General features: G+C 70.4%; 18 protein-coding genes and 1 tRNA gene. 13 read left to right on the forward strand and 6 right to left on the reverse strand.

Features of this window, described 5'->3' with window-relative positions:
* Positions 1–910: 910 nt before the first annotated feature.
* A complete protein-coding gene (locus MMB17_RS08705; protein ID WP_003596786.1) occupies positions 911–1,423 on the reverse strand; it encodes a hypothetical protein in 513 nt (170 codons plus the stop codon).
* 402 nt (positions 1,424–1,825) lie between these two features.
* On the opposite strand from MMB17_RS08705, the gene MMB17_RS08710 reads away from it, so the two are divergent.
* Both MMB17_RS08710 and MMB17_RS08715 read left to right on the forward strand, forming a co-directional pair.
* Positions 1,826–2,359 carry a hypothetical protein gene (locus tag MMB17_RS08710; RefSeq protein ID WP_003596784.1) on the forward strand — a complete coding sequence of 178 codons (534 nt, stop codon included), beginning with the start codon at positions 1,826–1,828 and terminating at the stop codon, positions 2,357–2,359.
* 147 nt (positions 2,360–2,506) lie between these two features.
* Positions 2,507–3,253, forward strand: coding sequence for a hypothetical protein (locus tag MMB17_RS08715; RefSeq protein ID WP_003596783.1), 747 nt, complete (start codon positions 2,507–2,509; stop codon positions 3,251–3,253).
* A 300-nt stretch (positions 3,254–3,553) separates the two neighbouring features.
* Here the strand turns inward: MMB17_RS08715 and MMB17_RS08720 are convergent, their stop codons facing one another.
* On the reverse strand, positions 3,554–4,288 hold the full coding sequence (locus MMB17_RS08720; protein WP_003596782.1) for a type II toxin-antitoxin system PemK/MazF family toxin: 735 nt from the start codon (positions 4,286–4,288) through the stop codon (positions 3,554–3,556).
* A gap of 377 nt (positions 4,289–4,665) precedes the next feature.
* Positions 4,666–4,998: a helix-turn-helix domain-containing protein gene (locus MMB17_RS08725; protein WP_003604320.1), complete on the reverse strand. Its 333-nt coding sequence runs from the start codon at positions 4,996–4,998 to the stop codon at positions 4,666–4,668.
* A gap of 114 nt (positions 4,999–5,112) precedes the next feature.
* Here MMB17_RS08725 and MMB17_RS08730 point away from each other — a divergent pair, with 114 nt between their 5' ends.
* From MMB17_RS08730 to MMB17_RS08760, 7 genes are all read left to right on the forward strand, one after another.
* A complete protein-coding gene (locus MMB17_RS08730; RefSeq protein WP_012455859.1) occupies positions 5,113–5,778 on the forward strand; it encodes an 8-oxoguanine DNA glycosylase in 666 nt (221 codons plus the stop codon).
* Between the two features lie 61 nt (positions 5,779–5,839).
* Positions 5,840–6,241, forward strand: coding sequence for a hypothetical protein (locus MMB17_RS08735; RefSeq protein WP_003604318.1), 402 nt, complete (start codon positions 5,840–5,842; stop codon positions 6,239–6,241).
* Positions 6,238–7,422: a nucleoside 2-deoxyribosyltransferase gene (locus tag MMB17_RS08740; protein WP_003604317.1), complete on the forward strand. Its 1,185-nt coding sequence runs from the start codon at positions 6,238–6,240 to the stop codon at positions 7,420–7,422. Before MMB17_RS08735 ends, MMB17_RS08740 begins: the two co-directional genes overlap by 4 nt.
* On the forward strand, positions 7,419–8,063 hold the full coding sequence (locus MMB17_RS08745) for a 7-cyano-7-deazaguanine synthase (protein ID WP_003604316.1): 645 nt from the start codon (positions 7,419–7,421) through the stop codon (positions 8,061–8,063). Before MMB17_RS08740 ends, MMB17_RS08745 begins: the two co-directional genes overlap by 4 nt.
* Positions 8,064–8,099: 36 nt before the next feature.
* Entirely contained in the window at positions 8,100–8,420 is a 321-nt protein-coding gene (locus MMB17_RS08750) for a hypothetical protein (protein WP_017484369.1), read from the forward strand.
* Positions 8,417–9,604 carry a carbohydrate kinase family protein gene (locus MMB17_RS08755; protein WP_012455858.1) on the forward strand — a complete coding sequence of 396 codons (1,188 nt, stop codon included), beginning with the start codon at positions 8,417–8,419 and terminating at the stop codon, positions 9,602–9,604. Before MMB17_RS08750 ends, MMB17_RS08755 begins: the two co-directional genes overlap by 4 nt.
* Before the next feature lie 172 nt (positions 9,605–9,776).
* Positions 9,777–10,406, forward strand: a complete 630-nt coding sequence (locus MMB17_RS08760; RefSeq protein ID WP_003604313.1) for an FRG domain-containing protein — start codon at positions 9,777–9,779, stop codon at positions 10,404–10,406.
* Positions 10,407–10,700: 294 nt separating this feature from the next.
* Here MMB17_RS08760 and MMB17_RS08765 read toward each other — a convergent pair.
* Positions 10,701–10,776 (reverse strand) — tRNA-Ala (locus MMB17_RS08765).
* Between the two features lie 123 nt (positions 10,777–10,899).
* Here MMB17_RS08765 and MMB17_RS08770 point away from each other — a divergent pair.
* Together MMB17_RS08770 and MMB17_RS08775 are read left to right on the forward strand one after the other, a co-directional pair.
* Positions 10,900–11,190 (forward strand): YggT family protein, encoded by a 291-nt coding sequence (locus tag MMB17_RS08770; protein WP_238309233.1) that lies wholly within the window; start codon positions 10,900–10,902, stop codon positions 11,188–11,190.
* Between the two features lie 115 nt (positions 11,191–11,305).
* Positions 11,306–12,352 carry a MaoC family dehydratase gene (locus tag MMB17_RS08775; protein WP_238309232.1) on the forward strand — a complete coding sequence of 349 codons (1,047 nt, stop codon included), beginning with the start codon at positions 11,306–11,308 and terminating at the stop codon, positions 12,350–12,352.
* An 84-nt stretch (positions 12,353–12,436) separates the two neighbouring features.
* Here the strand turns inward: MMB17_RS08775 and MMB17_RS08780 are convergent, their stop codons facing one another.
* Entirely contained in the window at positions 12,437–13,240 is an 804-nt protein-coding gene (locus MMB17_RS08780) for a TSUP family transporter (RefSeq protein ID WP_241101739.1), read from the reverse strand.
* A gap of 138 nt (positions 13,241–13,378) precedes the next feature.
* Positions 13,379–13,945, reverse strand: a complete 567-nt coding sequence (locus tag MMB17_RS08785) for a L,D-transpeptidase (RefSeq protein WP_241101740.1) — start codon at positions 13,943–13,945, stop codon at positions 13,379–13,381.
* A gap of 314 nt (positions 13,946–14,259) precedes the next feature.
* On the opposite strand from MMB17_RS08785, the gene MMB17_RS08790 reads away from it, so the two are divergent.
* Complete coding sequence (locus MMB17_RS08790; protein ID WP_241101741.1) at positions 14,260–14,640, forward strand: hypothetical protein; 381 nt, start codon at positions 14,260–14,262, stop codon at positions 14,638–14,640.
* 405 nt (positions 14,641–15,045) lie between these two features.
* Positions 15,046–16,239, forward strand: coding sequence for an efflux RND transporter periplasmic adaptor subunit (locus MMB17_RS08795; protein ID WP_241102152.1), 1,194 nt, complete (start codon positions 15,046–15,048; stop codon positions 16,237–16,239).
* Positions 16,240–16,253: the final 14 nt, after the last annotated feature.

Consider the following 16,253-nt stretch of genomic DNA (forward strand, 5'->3'; position numbering starts at 1 on the left):
TAAGGTGGCCGGTTCGGCACCACATCCAGGCGGCAGTGGCCCGTCCACGTCGGCCTCTGGCGGCCGCGCAAAGCACCCGATGTCATTGATCTTTCAACAATTTGTGGCAGACATCTCTAAATTGGGCGACTGGTCTCCGCTGGCTCCCGAGCCTCCGCTTGGGAGCCAGCGGAGGCCGGTCGCCCAAATGTCTGCTCTCTGCGATATCTATCTGTACATGCGCGATTTTTTTGATTTTGGGTGGTTACGTGTCCTCAGGATCCTGTAGTAGATAACTGGCCTCCTACGCCCGGGCCCGGAAACCGAAACGAAGAACGGCATCTCGGCAGTTTCGTGCCATGCATGGCTGCCGCCGCCTTGTCGCTAGAGTGGTGTTCAAGTCTGCTAACCGCAGCAATCGGAGCACCGCGGCCGAGCGCTTACTGGAATTAGCCAGTGCGCAGCATCCGTGTGATCCCGAGCGCCCTCGTGGGCCATCGCCCCGCGGGCGCGACGCACGTCCATGCACACGACGTGGAACACCGCGACTTCGGTCATCCGCCCGCACGGCCGGCCCGCCAGCGCCCGTCTCCTGTCCGCAGCCGATCAGCGACAGGCCGAGGGCACCCAGCGACGCCGCCGCTCACGCGCGATATTGGCTTCGCTGATGATGCCGTCGTCCTCGTCGGCGACGCATGCGCAGGTCTCAAGCCAGCGAGGCGTCGATACGGGTCTAGCAGCGCATGAGCCGTGCCCATACGGTCGGTCGCGAGCGGAACCCGGCAGACCGGCCGGCCATCTCGGCAGCTTGCCACGATCCGCGGCTCGGGGAAGGCTGGCGATGGCCCGGTCACCTGATCCAAGTCGTGACCGATCCGCCCGAAACCGCTGCCCCCCCGGGCGACGTGACCTGTACGTCGGAGTCCTTCGATCAGCGTGGTCGATCCGGCGGAAGCGGAAACCGCTGCGGCACCTCCCGCGACCGTCGCTTATGGTCCAGGAGATCCAGGGCCCAATCCGGCCTCGGCGCGACGGATGCTTCGTACAATTCACGGTATGCTTCAGGTGTCAGCCAAGTGCCGACGGGATGACGTCCGGTCAGGCGCAGGAAGGCGCTCAGCGATAGGCAAACTGGCGGCGGCAGGCCGACGACGGTCTGGAGAGCGCAGCTTGAACTCTTGCTGCGCTGTCCCACGATACGCGTGTTGATGAGGCTCATGGCCCCGGCCCGGGCATCCGGGCCGACGAGTTCCTCGTCGAGCGGCGTGGGCGTGCCGGGCGTTTCAAGCGCCGAAAGCAACTCGCTCCAGGACTGCCACCCCCACGCCAGCGCGACGACCTGTCGAGCGGTCGCCTCGGCGATAGGCTGCCGGACATTGGCGAGTTGCGCGCGCAGGGCGTGCACCTTGCGGTTTGCGAAGAAGATCGAGGACGGGCGGAACATCGCGGACCATGGGACTGCGTACGGTGAGCCAATGGATTCAGCTCGCTACGGAGCGGTCAAGGCAAGGCCGCGTCCGAAGCTGCTTCGGGTCGCCCCGGCCAGGACGAGGTCCGGCTGGAAAGGCGCCTTGCCCCTTCACCGCCGCCGCCCAGGCGGCGACCTGGTCCGCGACCTGGGCGCCTGTTCCGTCGCCGAGCGCGGGAGCGGTCGGGTACGTTGTCGCCTTCCCCACGTCGGCGGCCGACCCACGTCCACCAGGATCTCTGCAATCCGCCGTGGCCATCCCTCCGCCGTGACGCGAAACTCCCTGTGGATAAATCGCGTCGCCTCTAACCCCGCTTAGATATCCATGTGGACGTGTAACCGTCGGAGGTTAGTGTGGCGCAACGGAGGTGCGGCACCATGGGCGACTCGGATTGGGCGGCGGAGCGGGCTGAGGAATACTGGCGGCTCCACGCGGAACCCGTGCTCAAGCGCGTCGTCATCGACGCCTTCCTGTCCGGAACGGCGGCCGTGCCCCCTGCCTTGGCGAACTGGCTGGCATCGGCGCCCATCGGGCGCGGTGCCGAGGCTGTCACGCCGCCTCCATCCCCGGAGCCTGCGCAGCAGGTGCCGCCAAGCGCCAAGGAGGTCGCGGCACCGCAAGCCGGTCCTCGGCCCAAGAGGTCCCCCCGCCCGCTCAAGGGGGTGAGCGCCGCTGCGTACGACCTCGTCAAGCGCGCAGGCAAGCCCCTGACATCCCGGGAGCTGCTCGGACAGCTGAGGGACTGGGACGGGGGCGAGCGGACCGAGGCGCGCGACAATTCCCTCCTGGCCGCGATGCGGCGGCTTCGCAAGGCCGGTTGGGTCGACTTCGACGGGACGCATTACAGCCCGTCGGCGAAGAGGCCCCGCAGCAAAGGCAGGTCCGGTCCCGCCGGGCCGGGTCGGGTCTGATCGCCCGCCCATGGCAAGGCGAATCCATCGCCTCGCAGATCGGCTCCCTGCGCAGGAAGGCAGGGCGCTGGCGGAGATCGAGACCCGGCAAGCCCGCGGCCTACCGCCCGTTCGACCATCCAACGCAAACATGGACTCGGAGCGCACATGACCACCTCGTTCGGCGACGCGCGTCGCCTGCACGTCCTGTCTCTCGTCGCCCTGCTCTCGGTCGTGACGCCGCCGCGCAGCCGGGCCGCCGACGGAACCATGAGCGAGCACGAGATCGCTCCCGGCATGGTCATCCGCGGCCTGGTCACCGCGGCGGGCGCGCGGGCCTTTCGCCTGATCGTGCGGGGAACGCTCGTTGCCTCCTTGACCGCGAGGGATGGGGCGCCGCCGACCGGGTACTGCCTCGTTGGAGAGTGGTTGTCCGTGCTGGAGGCACTGGCTGCGCCATGGCGCGCGTTCGCCGGCGAGACCTCGCCGCGGAACTTCGTACCGCCGCGCCGGTCGCATTCCGAGCGCTCACCCTTCGTCGCACGGTTCCCGGCGCGCCAAGCCCGCCTCACGGGCCCGAAGCTCGTTCGGTTCCTCGCCGAGTGCACCGCTTCCCTAGGAGCGAAGGACTCGATGCGCGGCGATGAAATCGCCCTCGTCGTCGGCACGCCGGAGACCCGAGTTCGGATCGCGTGCAGCGGTGCCGAACTTCACGTCCTGGTCCATCGAGAGCGGCGCTTGGTCATGGCCGGCACCCTGTCGCGCCTCGACCTGAGTCGGCCCGGGCGCACGCGCTGCTGCATCGGTCGCCAGTGGCTGCCCGAGTTGTTGGATTGGTTCTGGGCCGTATCCGACGATGTCGATCCTGCAGACCTCGTTCGGTTCTGCCAGGGTGCCGCCTCGGATCGGCCCTAGCCGGCGTCGGCCGATGGCGCCGACGCCCGGATGCAGGGCCGGCCCTCGCCAAGCTTAAGCTCTCGCCTCTCGGGCCGTGACGTGTGCCAGGAAGGAGCGCAGCGTGGGTGTACGGCGGTCCTTGTGCGTTCGAGGCGCATACCGCCAACGAAAAAGCCCCGCCTGAGCGGAGCTTTCGTTTGAGGGGAATACCCGCGGGCAAACCCCGACCTCCGATGGCGAGCATCTTCGGTCAGCTGAAAAGACGGTGTGACCCGCCTCCAGCGAGTGAGAGGGATATCGCATATCCGCCTCGCCGGGTCAATGATCGAGGCCCAGCACGGTTCCGAGGAGCGCTCGGATGCCGGCGAGCTCGGCGGGCGAGATGGACGGCAGCGCCGGGCGGCGGTTCACGTTGACCTGCCACAGCCGGACCAGGGAAACGGTATAGATGTGGTCGCAGACGGCCCAAACCGGGTCGGTCTGGTGGAAGAAGGGATACGTGCCCGGCTCGAACCGGAAATGATGGGTGTTGTTCTCCCGGGGCGGGCTCTTGCTCACCGGCACCACCGTGCAGCGCCCGGCGGCGCCGGCCGAGCGCGAGGACACGACGATCGCCCGCCGTTCCTTCTGCATCTCCGGCTTCACGAGGTAGGTGAAATCGCACATCACGACCCGGCCGGGGCTCGGAGCGTGCGGAACCGGCCGCCTGACCTCGGCCGTGCGGCGCGTGACGACCGAACCTTCCAGCGTCGTCAGGAACGCGTCCGCCTTCGCGGCGGCGATGCCGCCGCGAACCAGCGCCGTCTTCAGCTTGGTCCGCTCGTACTGCGCGGTGGCCTTCTCCGACAGGAAGCAGTGGCGCAACGCGCTGGCCACCGCCTCCGCGGCCTCTTCGGCGAAGCCTCCCTCGCACAGCCGGTCGAGGCAAGCCTCGCCGTCGAAGCGGGTATCGGGATGCCGGGAAATCTCCATCAATCCGCCGACGGCGAGCGCCTCGCCCTGGGCGAAGCCGAGATCCGTCATGGCCTTGAACATGCGAAAGGCGTGGGGCACCCCGAGACAAATGCTCCTGCCGATGGGAAGGCGATGGCGTAGCCCGGGCGACGTCGCGTCGGGCAGGCCGAGGGCGAGCCGATCCGTTCGAAGTCGGCAAACACCTCGGCCGACGCCGTATCCGCACGCCGGACCATTGTCATCCCACGCCGAAGGGGCCGAGCGCCGCCGGCGCCCGGGCGCCGCGATCATGCCGGGGCCTACCCGCCGTGGATGCATTCGTTTGAGCGACCAGGCCCGGGGGGGGCGGCACCCGCGCTCGTCATCGAGGCGCCGGGTCCCGCCGCCCGGGCGCGCCGCCTCGGCCTGGTCCCGGGGCACGTTCCATCCGGCGCCGAGAACGACGGTTCCCGACCTTGCCGCACCGCCCGGCGCGGCTATTCGTTTTCATTCAAGAGCGCCACCGCGGCCTCCAGGAGCGCTCGGAACGCGACCGACTGCCGTGCAGCCGCCTCCACGCGCAGCGTCAGGTTCGAGAAAGCCGCGGGATCCTCCGACGGGTGCGCACCGATGAACCGAACCGCGGCGAGATGCAGCGCGGGTCTAGGCTTATGTTGCCCTGCCAATAGCTTCGATATGGTCGCCTGGCTCGCGCCGAGGATCTTGGCAAGGGCAGCCTGCGTAAGCCCGCGCTCTCGACGCACGCGACCGAGGGCAATCGCCAGCGCATGCGCATCCCCGCCGTCAGCCGCCCGCTTGCTTCCGCTCATGAAGTCAATAAAATCGAATGATAACGAATAATCAAGGCGCGCAGGATGCAGGCTCAGACGTCCGGGAGGACGCGGTCGGTCGCGACGATTCCCGCGGACCCGGAGGCCGAATTGATGCCGGGGGTGCGGTGGGGGCGCCCGGAATGGGTGCCGAGTGCCGCGTTCTGGGCTTTCATGGTCGGTCGGGCCAGCGAGCCGGTCGACGGGTTCGTGGGGCGGGAGGTCAGCCTGGCCCACGAGATCGGCTTCTGTCTGCTCGGGGGCTACGGCATCACGGCCGAGGTCAACCACGCGGTCCATCGCGCGCTCGCCGCGGATGGGATCTTCGAGCCGGGCCGTCGTCCCGGGGCCGATGAGATCGAGGCCCTCCTGCGCAGGCCGGTCCGCATCGGCGAAAGGTCGGTGCGCTACCGCTTCCCGAAGCAGAGGGCGGGCAGGCTCGCCGACGCGCTGACGCTCATCGAGACCGATCCTCCGCCGTCGAGCGACGCCCTGGCCTTCCGACGCCACCTGATGCGCCTGCCCGGCGTCGGTCCGAAGACCGCCTCGTGGGTCACCCGGAACTGGCTGGGCTCGGACGAGGTCGCCATCCTCGACATTCACATCATCCGTGCAGGCCTCCTGATCGGCCTGTTCGAGCGGCCGATCCGCCTCCCGCGGGACTACGAGGCGCTCGAACGGCGCTTCCTGCAGTTCTGCGTGGCCCTGGACGCGAAGCCGTCGCTGGTCGATGCCGTCATGTGGCGGGCGATGCGCAACATCGGCCGGGGACCGGTTTGACCGGCGACGGCGGAGGCCGATAAGAAATCAGGTCTCCTTCACCAGTGGCCGGGCAAGCGGGATGTCGGGGGGCAGCAAGAAAAGTTCGGGCCGTCGCCTGGTCGCGCCGGCCGGTGCAGGGCCGGGCGCGCCGAGCTCGACCGCCGGATCGGAGGGCGGGAATGCGCCGACGGGCTCGCCCTGCGACCTCAGTTACGACGTCGAACTGACCGGGGTCCGGGCCGACGTCGTCGCCGTCGTGCGCATCGGCGACGTCCTGGACGTCGCGCTGCACAGGGCGGGTGCGTTCGAGACCGCCGTGTGCCGTACCCGCCCCGCCGGGCAGGTGGTCGGCACGCTGGCGAACGTCGAAGGCCTCGACGAACTTCTCGGTTGCCTGCGCACCCACCACCGCTACGCGGCGACCGTGACGCAGGTCGGCCGCCTCCTCTGTCGCGTCGCCATCGCACCGGTGCTGGGTTGATCGTCGCCGGAGGGTCCTACCTGGAGATCTGCGAGATCCCGCGCTGGCGCCGGCTGTTCGGTTCGGGCGGCCGTGCCGCCGCGGCGGTCGGGCAGCTCTCGCCGGGCAGCAGCCTTCACACCTATGCCTTCGCAGGCTGGGCCCGCGACGTCGAGAGCTCGATGCACGCCTGCGGGGTGACGGCGACGGTAATGCCCATCGCCGAGGAGATCAGCTTCGGCTACTTCCATGCCCTGTCGCCGGCCACGCTGCGGCCCGGCGTGCCGACGCGACACCCGGCCCTCTCGGTCGACGGGCGGGTCGTGCTGCGTTTCGGCTTCGTGGAGGGCGACGCGGTCGTGTCCGCGGAGCGGGCGGTCCACGACCCGCAGGGCGACGACGTTGTCCCGTTCCGCGCCAACGGGTCCCGGGCCGAGGCCCTGGCCGTAGTCCTGAACGAGGGGGAGGCGGAGGGGGCGACGGGCGAGGAGGGGCCGGCCGCAGGCGAGGCCGTTCTCGCCCTGCACGCGGCCGACGTGGTCGTGGTCAAGCGTGGCTGCTCGGGCGCGACCGTCCACCGGCCTGGTCGCGACCCCGTCGCGGTGCCCGCTTATCGATCCGCCCGCGTGTTCAAGATCGGCTCGGGCGACGTCTTCAGCGCCGCCTTCGCGCATCACTGGGGCGAGCGCGGCCTCGACGCCGCGGCGGCGGCCGACCTGGCGTCGCGCGCGGTCCACCATTTCGTCGACACGCGCTCGCTGCCGCTGCCCGCGGCCGCCGACCTCGCCGACCAGGCGCTCGCACCCGTGGGCGGGGAGCCCGGCCGCGTCTACCTCGCGGCCCCGTTCTTCCACATCGCCCAACGCTGGCTCGTCGAGGAGGCACGGGACCGGCTGCACGCCCTCGGCGCGTCTGTCTTCTCGCCGTTGCACGACGTGGGCACGGGGGGCGGCGCCGTCGCCCTCGCCACCGCCGACCTCGCGGGGCTCGACGGCTGCCAAGCCGTGCTCGCCCTGCTCGACGGGGCGGACCCGGGCTCGATCTTCGAGGTTGGACATGCGCGGGCGCGCGGCATCCCAGTGGTCGTGCTGGCCGAACGCCTCGACGAGCATCACCTGACCATGCTGGCCGGCACCGGCTGCGAGGTCGTCGACGATTTCGCCTCCGCCCTCTATCGGGTCGTGTGGGCCTCGCTGCGATGAGGGTTCTGCTGTTTTCCGGCGGCCTCGATTCGACCGCCCTCGCTTGGTGGCAGAGGCCGGACGCCTGCCTGTTCGTCGATTACGGCCAGCGGCCGGCGGCGGGCGAAAGGGCGGCTGCGACGTCCATCGCGGCCGAGTTCGGGCTGCGGCTCGAAACGCTTCAGGTCGACCTGTCCGGGCTTGGCCTCGGGCCCCTGGCCGGCGGGGAGCCCGCCGCGCTCGCGCGTGCCCCCGAATGGTGGCCCTACCGCAACCAGATCCTGGTCACCCTCGCAGGCATGCGCTTCGTCGCGGAAGGCCTGTCGGAGATCCTCATCGGAACGGTGGCGACCGATGTCCACGCCGACGGACGCGCCCCATTCCTGCGGACGCTCGACCGACTGATGCGGCTCCAGGAGGGTGGGGTGCGCGTCGTGGCGCCCGCACGGCACCTGAGCGGGCCGGCCCTTCTCGCGGCGTCCGGCCTTCCCGCCTCGGCGCTCGGTGCGACATTCTCCTGTCACGTCATGGAATATGCCTGCGGGCAGTGCCGCGGATGCGAGAAGCATCGCGAGACCTTGCGGTCGTTCGGCCTGCGGTCCGACGTGAAGGCATCCCGCGCGGCCCCGGACCGACCGGACGCGGCGCGGGCGGAGGGTTGACGAATGGGCGGAGGGCTCCCACCCAAACGCCGCCGCATGCCGTACGGCATGGGACAGGTCCGGACAGGGTCCGACGAGTGCGACCTGACCTTCACGGTCGACCTGATCGGTGTCCGCCGCGACGCCACGCGCGGCCTGCAGGCCGGAGACGTGTTGGAGGTGGACCTCGTGGCCGGCGCGGGCGCCAGCACCGCAGTCTGCCGCACCGCCGACGGGGCGACCGTCGGCGCCCTCGCCGCGTTCCGCGGCCTCGTGAGCCTGCTCGGCTGCCTCGACCAGGGGGTGCGGTTCGAGGCCCTCATCGAGGATGTCGGCGCGACGCGCTGCACCGTTACGGTCACGAGGGCCGAGGCGTGAACGTCGTCGGCGGCACATATTTCGAGAGCTGCGCGTTCCCCGCCTGGGCCGGCCTGTTCGGTTCGGGCGCGCGCGCCGCCATGGCGGTGAGCGCGCTGTCCCCGGGCACCCGCCTGAGCACGTATGCTTACGCCGAGTCGGCCGGCGACCTCCGGGCGACCATGGCCGCCTTCGAGGTCGAGACGGACATCGTCGCCATCGGGGAGCGGCTCGAATTCGAGTATTGGCATCCCCTTCGCAAGAGCTGGGTTCCCGAGGCCGGCCGGCGCTACGCCGACCTGGCCGTCACCGGCGACGTCGTGCTCGGGTTCGGCATGCTGGAGGGCACGGCCCGGCTCACGGCCGGCCGGGCGGTCTACGACCCGCGCTCCGCCGACCCCGCGTCCTCCTTCGTGCGTTCCGGCTCGCGGGCGACGGAGCAACTCGCCTACGTGGTGCAGGATGCCGACTTGGTCCGGCTCGGGCCGCTCCCGGACCCGCGCGACGCCGCGACCGGCGTCATGGCCCGCGAGGGCGCCACGCTCGTCGTGTCGCGCCACGCATTCGGCGGTGCCACGGTGTACCGGGGCGACGCCCCCGGCATCCCGGTGCCGGCGTACGCCGCCCGCCGCTGGTTCAGGATCGGGGCCGGCGACGTCTTCTGCGCGGCCTTCGCGCATTATTGGGGCGAGCGTGGCTTCGACGCCGTGGGGGCGGCCGACCTCGCGTCCCGCTGCGTGGCGTGGTTCAACGACGGGGCTCGGTTGCCGCTGCCTCCGCCGGACGAGCTCGAAGGGATGGAGGCGGTGCCCGGGCGCCCCGCGTCGGGTTGCCGGGTCTACCTGTCCGGACCGCGCCGGACCATGGCCCAAAGATGGCTCTTCGACGAGGCGGCCGCTTACCTCGACGCGCTCGGGTTCAGGACGGAGACGGCGTTTGCGGACGACGGCCCCCGCTCACCCACGCGAGCGAATTGGCCGCCCCGGCCTCGCGTGCCCCATTCAGCCCTCCTAGCCCTGGGCGACGTCGCCGACCTCGGGACGAACCTTCACGTCGGCTACGCGCAAGCCAACGGCATGCCGGTGGTGCTGCTCGCCGAGACGGCCTCCGGCGGGGATTTGACGATGTTCTCGGGAAGCGGCTGCGAGGTGACGCACGATCTCGCCACGGCGCTCTACCGGACGTGTGTGGCATGCCTGCGGTGATCGGCGGCCGGGAGGGCACCCGTTGAGGCCGCCACGGTTTCCACCCGCTCCGGCGCGCCTGCGGGCGCCTGATCGCACGCCGTCCCCGTCCGGACCATCGGGGTCCGGCGATGGAGAGGGCGGGCCGGCGCAGGAGCGCTGGCAGGCGTTCCACGCCTTCCTGGCGGCACGCATGAACTCACGATGGGTGTTCCGCGGCTGCGCGTCGAAGGCCTTCGAGTGCAAGCCCAGCGCCGGCCGGGGCGCCGAGTTCGACCCGCGCCACGAACGGCAACTGTTCCAGGATTTCAAGCGCGAGGCCAGGCTGCACGTCGCGATGCCCGGGGCGACGGATTGGGACTGGCTGGCGCTGGGTCAGCATTACGGTCTCCCGACCCGCTTGCTCGACTGGACGACCAATCCGCTCATCGCCTGCTTCTTCGCCGTTGCCAGCCAGCCCGCGAACGAGGACGCCATCGTGTACGCGCATCCGCTCGGCGGCAGTTCCATGATCGACCCCGAGCGGGGTCCCGGCCCCTTCGAGATCGCCGAGGTCGGCTTCCTGCTGCCCTCCGCCCTGGCGCCCCGCATCGCGAGCCAGAAGGGCCTGTTCTCGGCCCACCCCGATCCGGCCTCGGCGTGGACGCCGCCCGGCATGGCGGAGAACAGCTTCGAGATCCCGCGGGACACCCGCGCGGTCTTCCAGCGCAACCTGTTCCAGCTCGGCGTGGATGCGGCCCACATCTGGGCCAGCCTCGAAGGCGTCTGCCTCTCGCTGACGTGGCAGTACCGCCTCCGAATCGGGCTCGGCGCGGCCTTGTAGCCCCCGCCGCTCGGAATCCCTGGATCATCCGGTCCGGACGACGGCGGTCCCGCCAAGCCGGTGCAGGCTTCGATATTCACCGGCCGGCGCGCCCTCTACCAACGCGCACGGCGTGGGTCAGGCACAGCAAGGGTTGCCCCCGTAGCTGCGCGGGGGTGGTGTGGATATCCTGTCGAAAACCGGACCACGCCTGGGATTTAGCGAAACGGAAGCGTGGGAGGAATTGGGATTTATCCGGGAGCTGCCACTCCCCAAGTCCTTGATGCCACACACCAATTTTCAAGCGAAAGTCGGTGGTGGAGCTGAGGGGATTCGAACCCCTGACCTCCGCAGTGCGATTGCGGCGCTCTCCCATCTGAGCTACAGCCCCGTCCGGAGCGCCGGCCTTGTAGGCTGGCTCGCTTCGGCCTGTCAATTCCGGAAATTTCCCGTCGCCGCATGCGCATCCAGCGCCGGTTGCGAGCGCGGGGTGCCGAGGACCGATATCCCCCGCATGAACGCCCTGCTCTGGCTCTTCAACACCGTCATCCAGCTCTACATCTACGTTCTCGTCGCGAGTGCGGTGCTGAGCTGGCTCGTCGCTTTCAACGTGGTGAACGTGCGCAACCCGATCGTCGCGCAGATCGGCGAGTTCCTCTACCGCGTCACGGAACCGGCCCTGCGGCCGATCCGGAACCTGCTGCCGAACCTCGGCGGCGTCGATATCTCGCCGATCATCCTGATCCTGCTGCTCCTGTTCGTTCAGAAGCTCGTGACCGACCTCGCCATCCAGATGGCCTACTGACGCCGGTGCCGAACTCATCCCCTCTTGCGCGTCTTGCGCGCGGGAGGGGCTTGGCACAGAACGACGCCGTTGCTCGGGCCATCCCCGGTCGGTCATTTTTCAAGGCGCATTCACAATGAAAACCAATCCCGGCCGCTTCTTCGAGGATTTCCGCCTCGGCGAGACCATCCGCCACGCGACTCCCCGGACGGTGACGGCCGGGGACGTGGCGCTCTACACCGCCCTCTACGGCCCGCGCTTCGCGGTCCAGTCGTCGGACGCCTTCGCCAAGGCGATCGGCTATCCCGCCAGCCCCCTCGACGACCTGCTCACCTTCCACGTCGTGTTCGGCAAGACCGTGCCCGACATCTCCCTGAACGCGCTCGCCAATCTCGGCTATGCCGAGGGCGGGTTCCACCGGCCGGTCTATCCGGGCGAGACGCTCTCGACCGTGTCCGAGGTGATCGGCCTCAAGGAGAGCTCCAACCGCCAGACCGGTGTGGTCTATGTCCGCTCCACGGGTTCGGATTCCGCGGGCAAGACCGTGCTCAGCTATTGCCGCTGGGTTCTGGTGCGCAAGCGCGACCCCGAGGCCAAGGTCGCCGAGGAGCATGTGCCGACGCTGGCCAAGGTGGTCGACCCGACCGATCTCGCCCATTCCCTGCCGCCCCTCTCGCCGCAGGCCTACGACACGGCGCTGGCCGGCAGCCCGCACCGCTTCGCCGATTACGCGGCGGGCGAGCGCATCGACCATGTCGACGGCATGACCGTCGAGGAGGCCGAGCACCAGATCGCCACGCGCCTGTTCCAGAACACGGCCAAGGTGCATTTCGATGCGCATGCGACCAAGGAGACGCGGTTCGGCCGTCGCCTGATCTATGGCGGCCACGTGATCTCGCTGGCCCGTGCCCTCAGCTTCAACGGGCTCGCCAACGCCTTCGCCCTGGCCGGGATCAATGGCGGCCGCCACGTCGCCCCGCTTTTTGCCGGCGACACGGTCTATGCCTGGAGCGAGGTGCTGGAGACCGCGGAGCTGCCCGGCCGCACCGATATCGGCGCCCTGCGCCTGCGCACGGTGGCGACCAAGAACCAGCCCTGCGCCAATTATCCCGACCGCCAGGGCGACGGCTACGATCCGGCGGTGATCCTCGACCTCGACTACTGGGCCTTCATCCCGCGCTGAGGCCAAGTTCAGGCTCGCCGTCGAACGGCGTCCGGAAGGGCCATCGCTCCCGTGGGCGGTGGCCCTTCTCCGTTCCGGAGTGCCTCAGCCCCCGAACAGCCAGCCGAGCCCCGCCCGCCGCAGCGGGTTCTCCGGATTGGCGAGGAGGCGGGCGGCCATGGCGCAGGCGATGACGACGAGGAGCGGCCGGATCAGTCGGGCGCCGAGCCGCATGGCGAGCCGCGAGCCCACCTGCGCCCCGAGGAAGGCGCCGAGCGCCATGGCGAGGCCCACGGGCCAGATCACCGTGCCCTGGAGGGTGAACAGGGCGAGGCTGCCGAGATTGCTCGCGGCATTGGCGAGCTTCGTGTGCGCCGTCGCCCGCACGATCCCGAGCCCGAGCAGGGTCACGAAGCCGATCATGTAGAAGGAGCCGGCGCCGGGCCCGAACACCCCGTCGTAGAAGCCGACCGCGGGGGCGAGCGTCAGGGCGAAGGTCTTCGGCGAGAGCCGCGCGGCGGCGTCCTCGTTGCGGATGCGCCGGGCGGTGGCGAAATAGACCGCGATGCCGATCAGCAGCAGCGGCACCAGGGCGTCGAGGGCGCTCTTCGGCAGCAGACTGACGCAGAGCGCGCCGGCCACGGAGGCGGCCCCCGCCGCGAGCGCCGCCGGGGCGGCCTCCGGCCATCGGATCAGCCCGCGCCGCGCGAAGGCGAGCGTGGCCGAGACCGAGCCGGCGCTGCCCTGGAGCTTGTTGGTGGCGATCGCGCTCACCGGATCGAGACCCGCGAGCAGCAGGGCCGGCAGGGTCAGCAGGCCGCCGCCGCCGGCGATGGCGTCGCAGGTGCCCGCCACCAGAGCGACGCCGAACAGGCCGGCGATCAGGCTCGGATCCACCCCGCCGATCATGGCAGGGCCTTCGGGGATGTCGGGGGCAGGCGCACGGGAGGGCTCGGGACGAGGGCGGCCGGGCGAGGCCCGGCCGCCGGAGCGGCGCCTATAGCAGCTTTTGCGGTGCGCGACGGTTGCCGGCGCGCGCCCGACCGCTCAGTCGCGGACGATCACCTTCGTGCCGACCCGGACCCGATCGTAGAGATCGACCACGTCCTTGTTGGTCATGCGGATGCAGCCCGAGGAGACGGCCGCGCCCATGGTCTCGGGCTCGTTGGAGCCGTGGATCCGATAGAGCGAGGAGCCGAGATACATCGCGCGGGCGCCGAGCGGGTTGTCCTGCCCGCCGGCCATGTAGCGCGGCAGGTCCGGGCGGCGGGCCAGCATCTGGGCCGGGGGACGCCAATCCGGCCATTCCTTCTTCATCGTGACGGTCTTGATGCCGGACCAGGAGAAGCCCTCGCGGCCGACGCCGACGCCGTAGCGGATCGCCTCGTGGCCGGGCAGGACGTAGTAGAGCCGGCGCTGGCGCGTGGAGACGACGACGGTGCCGGGCTTCTCCTTGCCGGCATAGGGCACGGTCTCGCGGGGAATCGCCTGCGTCTTGAAAACGTTGATGAAGTCGGCGAGCGGTCCGGAATCCAGTGGGTTGGCCGTCGCGGGCTGCCCGACGAGAAGCCCGAGCACGAGGGATGCCCCGACAAGGGTGCGGCGGTACGGCATCAGGATCCTCCTTGAAGCGGTGAGCCGTGCGGTCCGATCCGCGGAAGCGCGTTCACCTTGGCGGACCGCGAAGGGTCGGTTCGGGCTCGGACGTTCCTGGCGATTGGCGGCCGCTCGGGGCAAGAGGAAGGCGCGGACGTGCCATTCCTGCAACGCTTGCGCGAAATGCATGCGGTTCTGCACGGACGGCAGGGCCGTGCGATCGTCCCGTTCAGCACCGCGGGTTTTTCGTTCCACGGGGACGATGCTTTCGTGGCCGACAGAATGTCGCACCCGATTGCGCCGTCTCCGGCAAAGCACCAGACTCCGCATCCGTGTCGAAACCGTTCTGCCTGCCTGCGCTCCGCCGCATCCGCGCCACCGTGGCCGCCCTCGTCGGGATCCTGACGATGGGCCTCGTCGCGGCCAGCGGGATCGCGTCGGACTATCCGCCCGAGGCGCCCTTCCGCGTCTCGGCGGTGAGCACGGGCCTGTCCGGGTTCGGCACGGCGCCCGCGGTGCCCGACCATCTGGCGAGCCTGCGTGCCGCTGCGCCCGCCCTCGATGCGGATGACCTGCCCGGCGACGGGCGCCGGCTCTTCGCGGATGCGGTCCCGCCCTTCGTGACCGGCGACGGCCGCAGCCTGCGCCCCGTCTCCGATATCGGCTGCGCCCTCGCGGAGCGGCGCTGCCCCGACCGGCCGCCCAGGGCCTGATCCGGGTCGGCATTTCGGACGCCCCGGTCCTCGGTCGACCCCCGCGCGGCGGGCACGGTCGTGGGAATGCCAAGATCCGTCTCCAGGATACGCGTCAGGATCGAGCGGTCCGCGCAGGCGCGCGGATCGTCCGCGACGCCGACGCGATGCATCCCGCATCCGCCTTCCGGGCCGCCTGCTTGGCCCGGCGATTGCCAGAATCCTGTCCGCACGCGCCGGATCGCGGCGCGGCAGGGTCTCGCCCGCGCGTCCGTCCCCGGCTTTCCCGCGCCGGGGCTGGACGCGGCCAAGCGTCATTGCAGGAGCGAATCCCACGTGTCGTCCCGCCTGAATGTGTCGCCCCGTTCGAAGCCGCGCCGGAACCGTCCGGCGGCCTTCGCCGCGACGCTCGCCGCCAGCCTCGTCATGGTCGCCGTCTCGGCCTGCAACGAGCAGAAGGCCTCGGCCCCCGTGCCCCTGCCGCCGCCGCAGGTCAGCGTCGTCACGGCGCAGCCCCAGCCGATCCCCTATGTGCGCGACCTGCCCGGCCGCGTCGCCCCCATGCGAATCGCCGAGGTGCGCTCCCGCGTCTCCGGTCTCGTGGTGAAGCGGCTGTTCCAGCAGGGCAGCGCGGTGAAGGAAGGGGACATCCTCTACAAGATCGACCCGGCGCCCTACGAGGTGGAGCTCGCCAGCGCCGAGGCCGCCCTGGCCCGCACCGAGGCCGCCCTCGTCCTCGCCAGCCAGCAGGCGGAGCGGCTCGAGACCCTGCTCGCCCGCAACACCGCGAGCCAGGCGCAGTACGACACGGCCTTCGCCGCCAAGAAGCAGGCGGAGGCGGAGGTCGCCGGCGCCAAGGCCACCCGCGACCGGGCCCGGCTCAACCTCGCCTGGACCGACGTGCGCGCGCCGATCTCCGGCCGCATCGGCCGGGCGCTGCTCACCGAGGGCACCCTGATCGACCAGGGCTCCACCGGCGTGCTCGCCACGATCCAGCAGCTCGACCCGATCTATGTCGACATCACCCAGTCGGTGGGCGAGCTGAACAAGCTGCGCCGGGACATCGCCTCCGGCGAGCTCTCGAAGCTGGCCCACGACGCCGCCAACGTCCACCTGATCATGGATGACGGCTCCCTCTACGGCTCGGCCGGCCGCCTGCTCTTCTCCGACGTGACCGCCGATCCGAGCACCGGCCAGGTGACCCTGCGCGTGCTCCTGCCGAACCCGCACGACGAGCTCTTCCCGGGCATGTATGTCCGCGCCCGCATCGAGCAGGGCATCGATTCCGACGCCATCGCCGTGCCGCAGCAGGCGATCCAGCGCACCAACGACGGCAAGCCCGAGGTCTGGGTGGTCAAGCCCGACAACAAGGTCATGCTCCAGCCGGTCGAGGTCGGCCCCGTCGTCGGCGGCAACTGGGTGATCCGCGAGGGGCTCCGGGCCGGCGACAAGGTCGTGGTCGAGGGCTTCCAGAAGATCGTGGCCGGCATCGAGGTGAAGTCGGTGGCCTGGAAGACGGTGGCGCCGGAGACCGGCAAGCCCGTCGACACGGACAGCCGCGAGCGCGACGCGGCCTCGACGGACTCGATCGCCCCGCCCGCCATCGCTGAAGTTCGCTGAGGAGGGGCGCGCAA

It is taken from the genome of Methylobacterium organophilum (genome assembly GCF_022533465.1).
GTDB lineage: Bacteria > Pseudomonadota > Alphaproteobacteria > Rhizobiales > Beijerinckiaceae > Methylobacterium > Methylobacterium organophilum.

What these genes read in the sequence shown, in the direction of transcription:
- MMB17_RS08705 (WP_003596786.1), bottom strand. Translation starts at nt 1,423, where the DNA reads ATGTTCCGCCCGTCCTCGATCTTCTTCGCAAACCGCAAGGTGCACGCC.
- MMB17_RS08710 (WP_003596784.1), top strand. Translation starts at nt 1,826, where the DNA reads ATGGGCGACTCGGATTGGGCGGCGGAGCGGGCTGAGGAATACTGGCGG.
- MMB17_RS08715 (WP_003596783.1), top strand. Translation starts at nt 2,507, where the DNA reads ATGACCACCTCGTTCGGCGACGCGCGTCGCCTGCACGTCCTGTCTCTC.
- MMB17_RS08725 (WP_003604320.1), bottom strand. Translation starts at nt 4,998, where the DNA reads ATGAGCGGAAGCAAGCGGGCGGCTGACGGCGGGGATGCGCATGCGCTG.
- MMB17_RS08730 (WP_012455859.1), top strand. Translation starts at nt 5,113, where the DNA reads ATGCCGGGGGTGCGGTGGGGGCGCCCGGAATGGGTGCCGAGTGCCGCG.
- MMB17_RS08735 (WP_003604318.1), top strand. Translation starts at nt 5,840, where the DNA reads ATGTCGGGGGGCAGCAAGAAAAGTTCGGGCCGTCGCCTGGTCGCGCCG.
- MMB17_RS08745 (WP_003604316.1), top strand. Translation starts at nt 7,419, where the DNA reads ATGAGGGTTCTGCTGTTTTCCGGCGGCCTCGATTCGACCGCCCTCGCT.
- MMB17_RS08750 (WP_017484369.1), top strand. Translation starts at nt 8,100, where the DNA reads ATGCCGTACGGCATGGGACAGGTCCGGACAGGGTCCGACGAGTGCGAC.
- MMB17_RS08760 (WP_003604313.1), top strand. Translation starts at nt 9,777, where the DNA reads ATGAACTCACGATGGGTGTTCCGCGGCTGCGCGTCGAAGGCCTTCGAG.
- MMB17_RS08770 (WP_238309233.1), top strand. Translation starts at nt 10,900, where the DNA reads ATGAACGCCCTGCTCTGGCTCTTCAACACCGTCATCCAGCTCTACATC.
- MMB17_RS08775 (WP_238309232.1), top strand. Translation starts at nt 11,306, where the DNA reads ATGAAAACCAATCCCGGCCGCTTCTTCGAGGATTTCCGCCTCGGCGAG.
- MMB17_RS08780 (WP_241101739.1), bottom strand. Translation starts at nt 13,240, where the DNA reads ATGATCGGCGGGGTGGATCCGAGCCTGATCGCCGGCCTGTTCGGCGTC.
- MMB17_RS08785 (WP_241101740.1), bottom strand. Translation starts at nt 13,945, where the DNA reads ATGCCGTACCGCCGCACCCTTGTCGGGGCATCCCTCGTGCTCGGGCTT.
- MMB17_RS08795 (WP_241102152.1), top strand. Translation starts at nt 15,046, where the DNA reads ATGGTCGCCGTCTCGGCCTGCAACGAGCAGAAGGCCTCGGCCCCCGTG.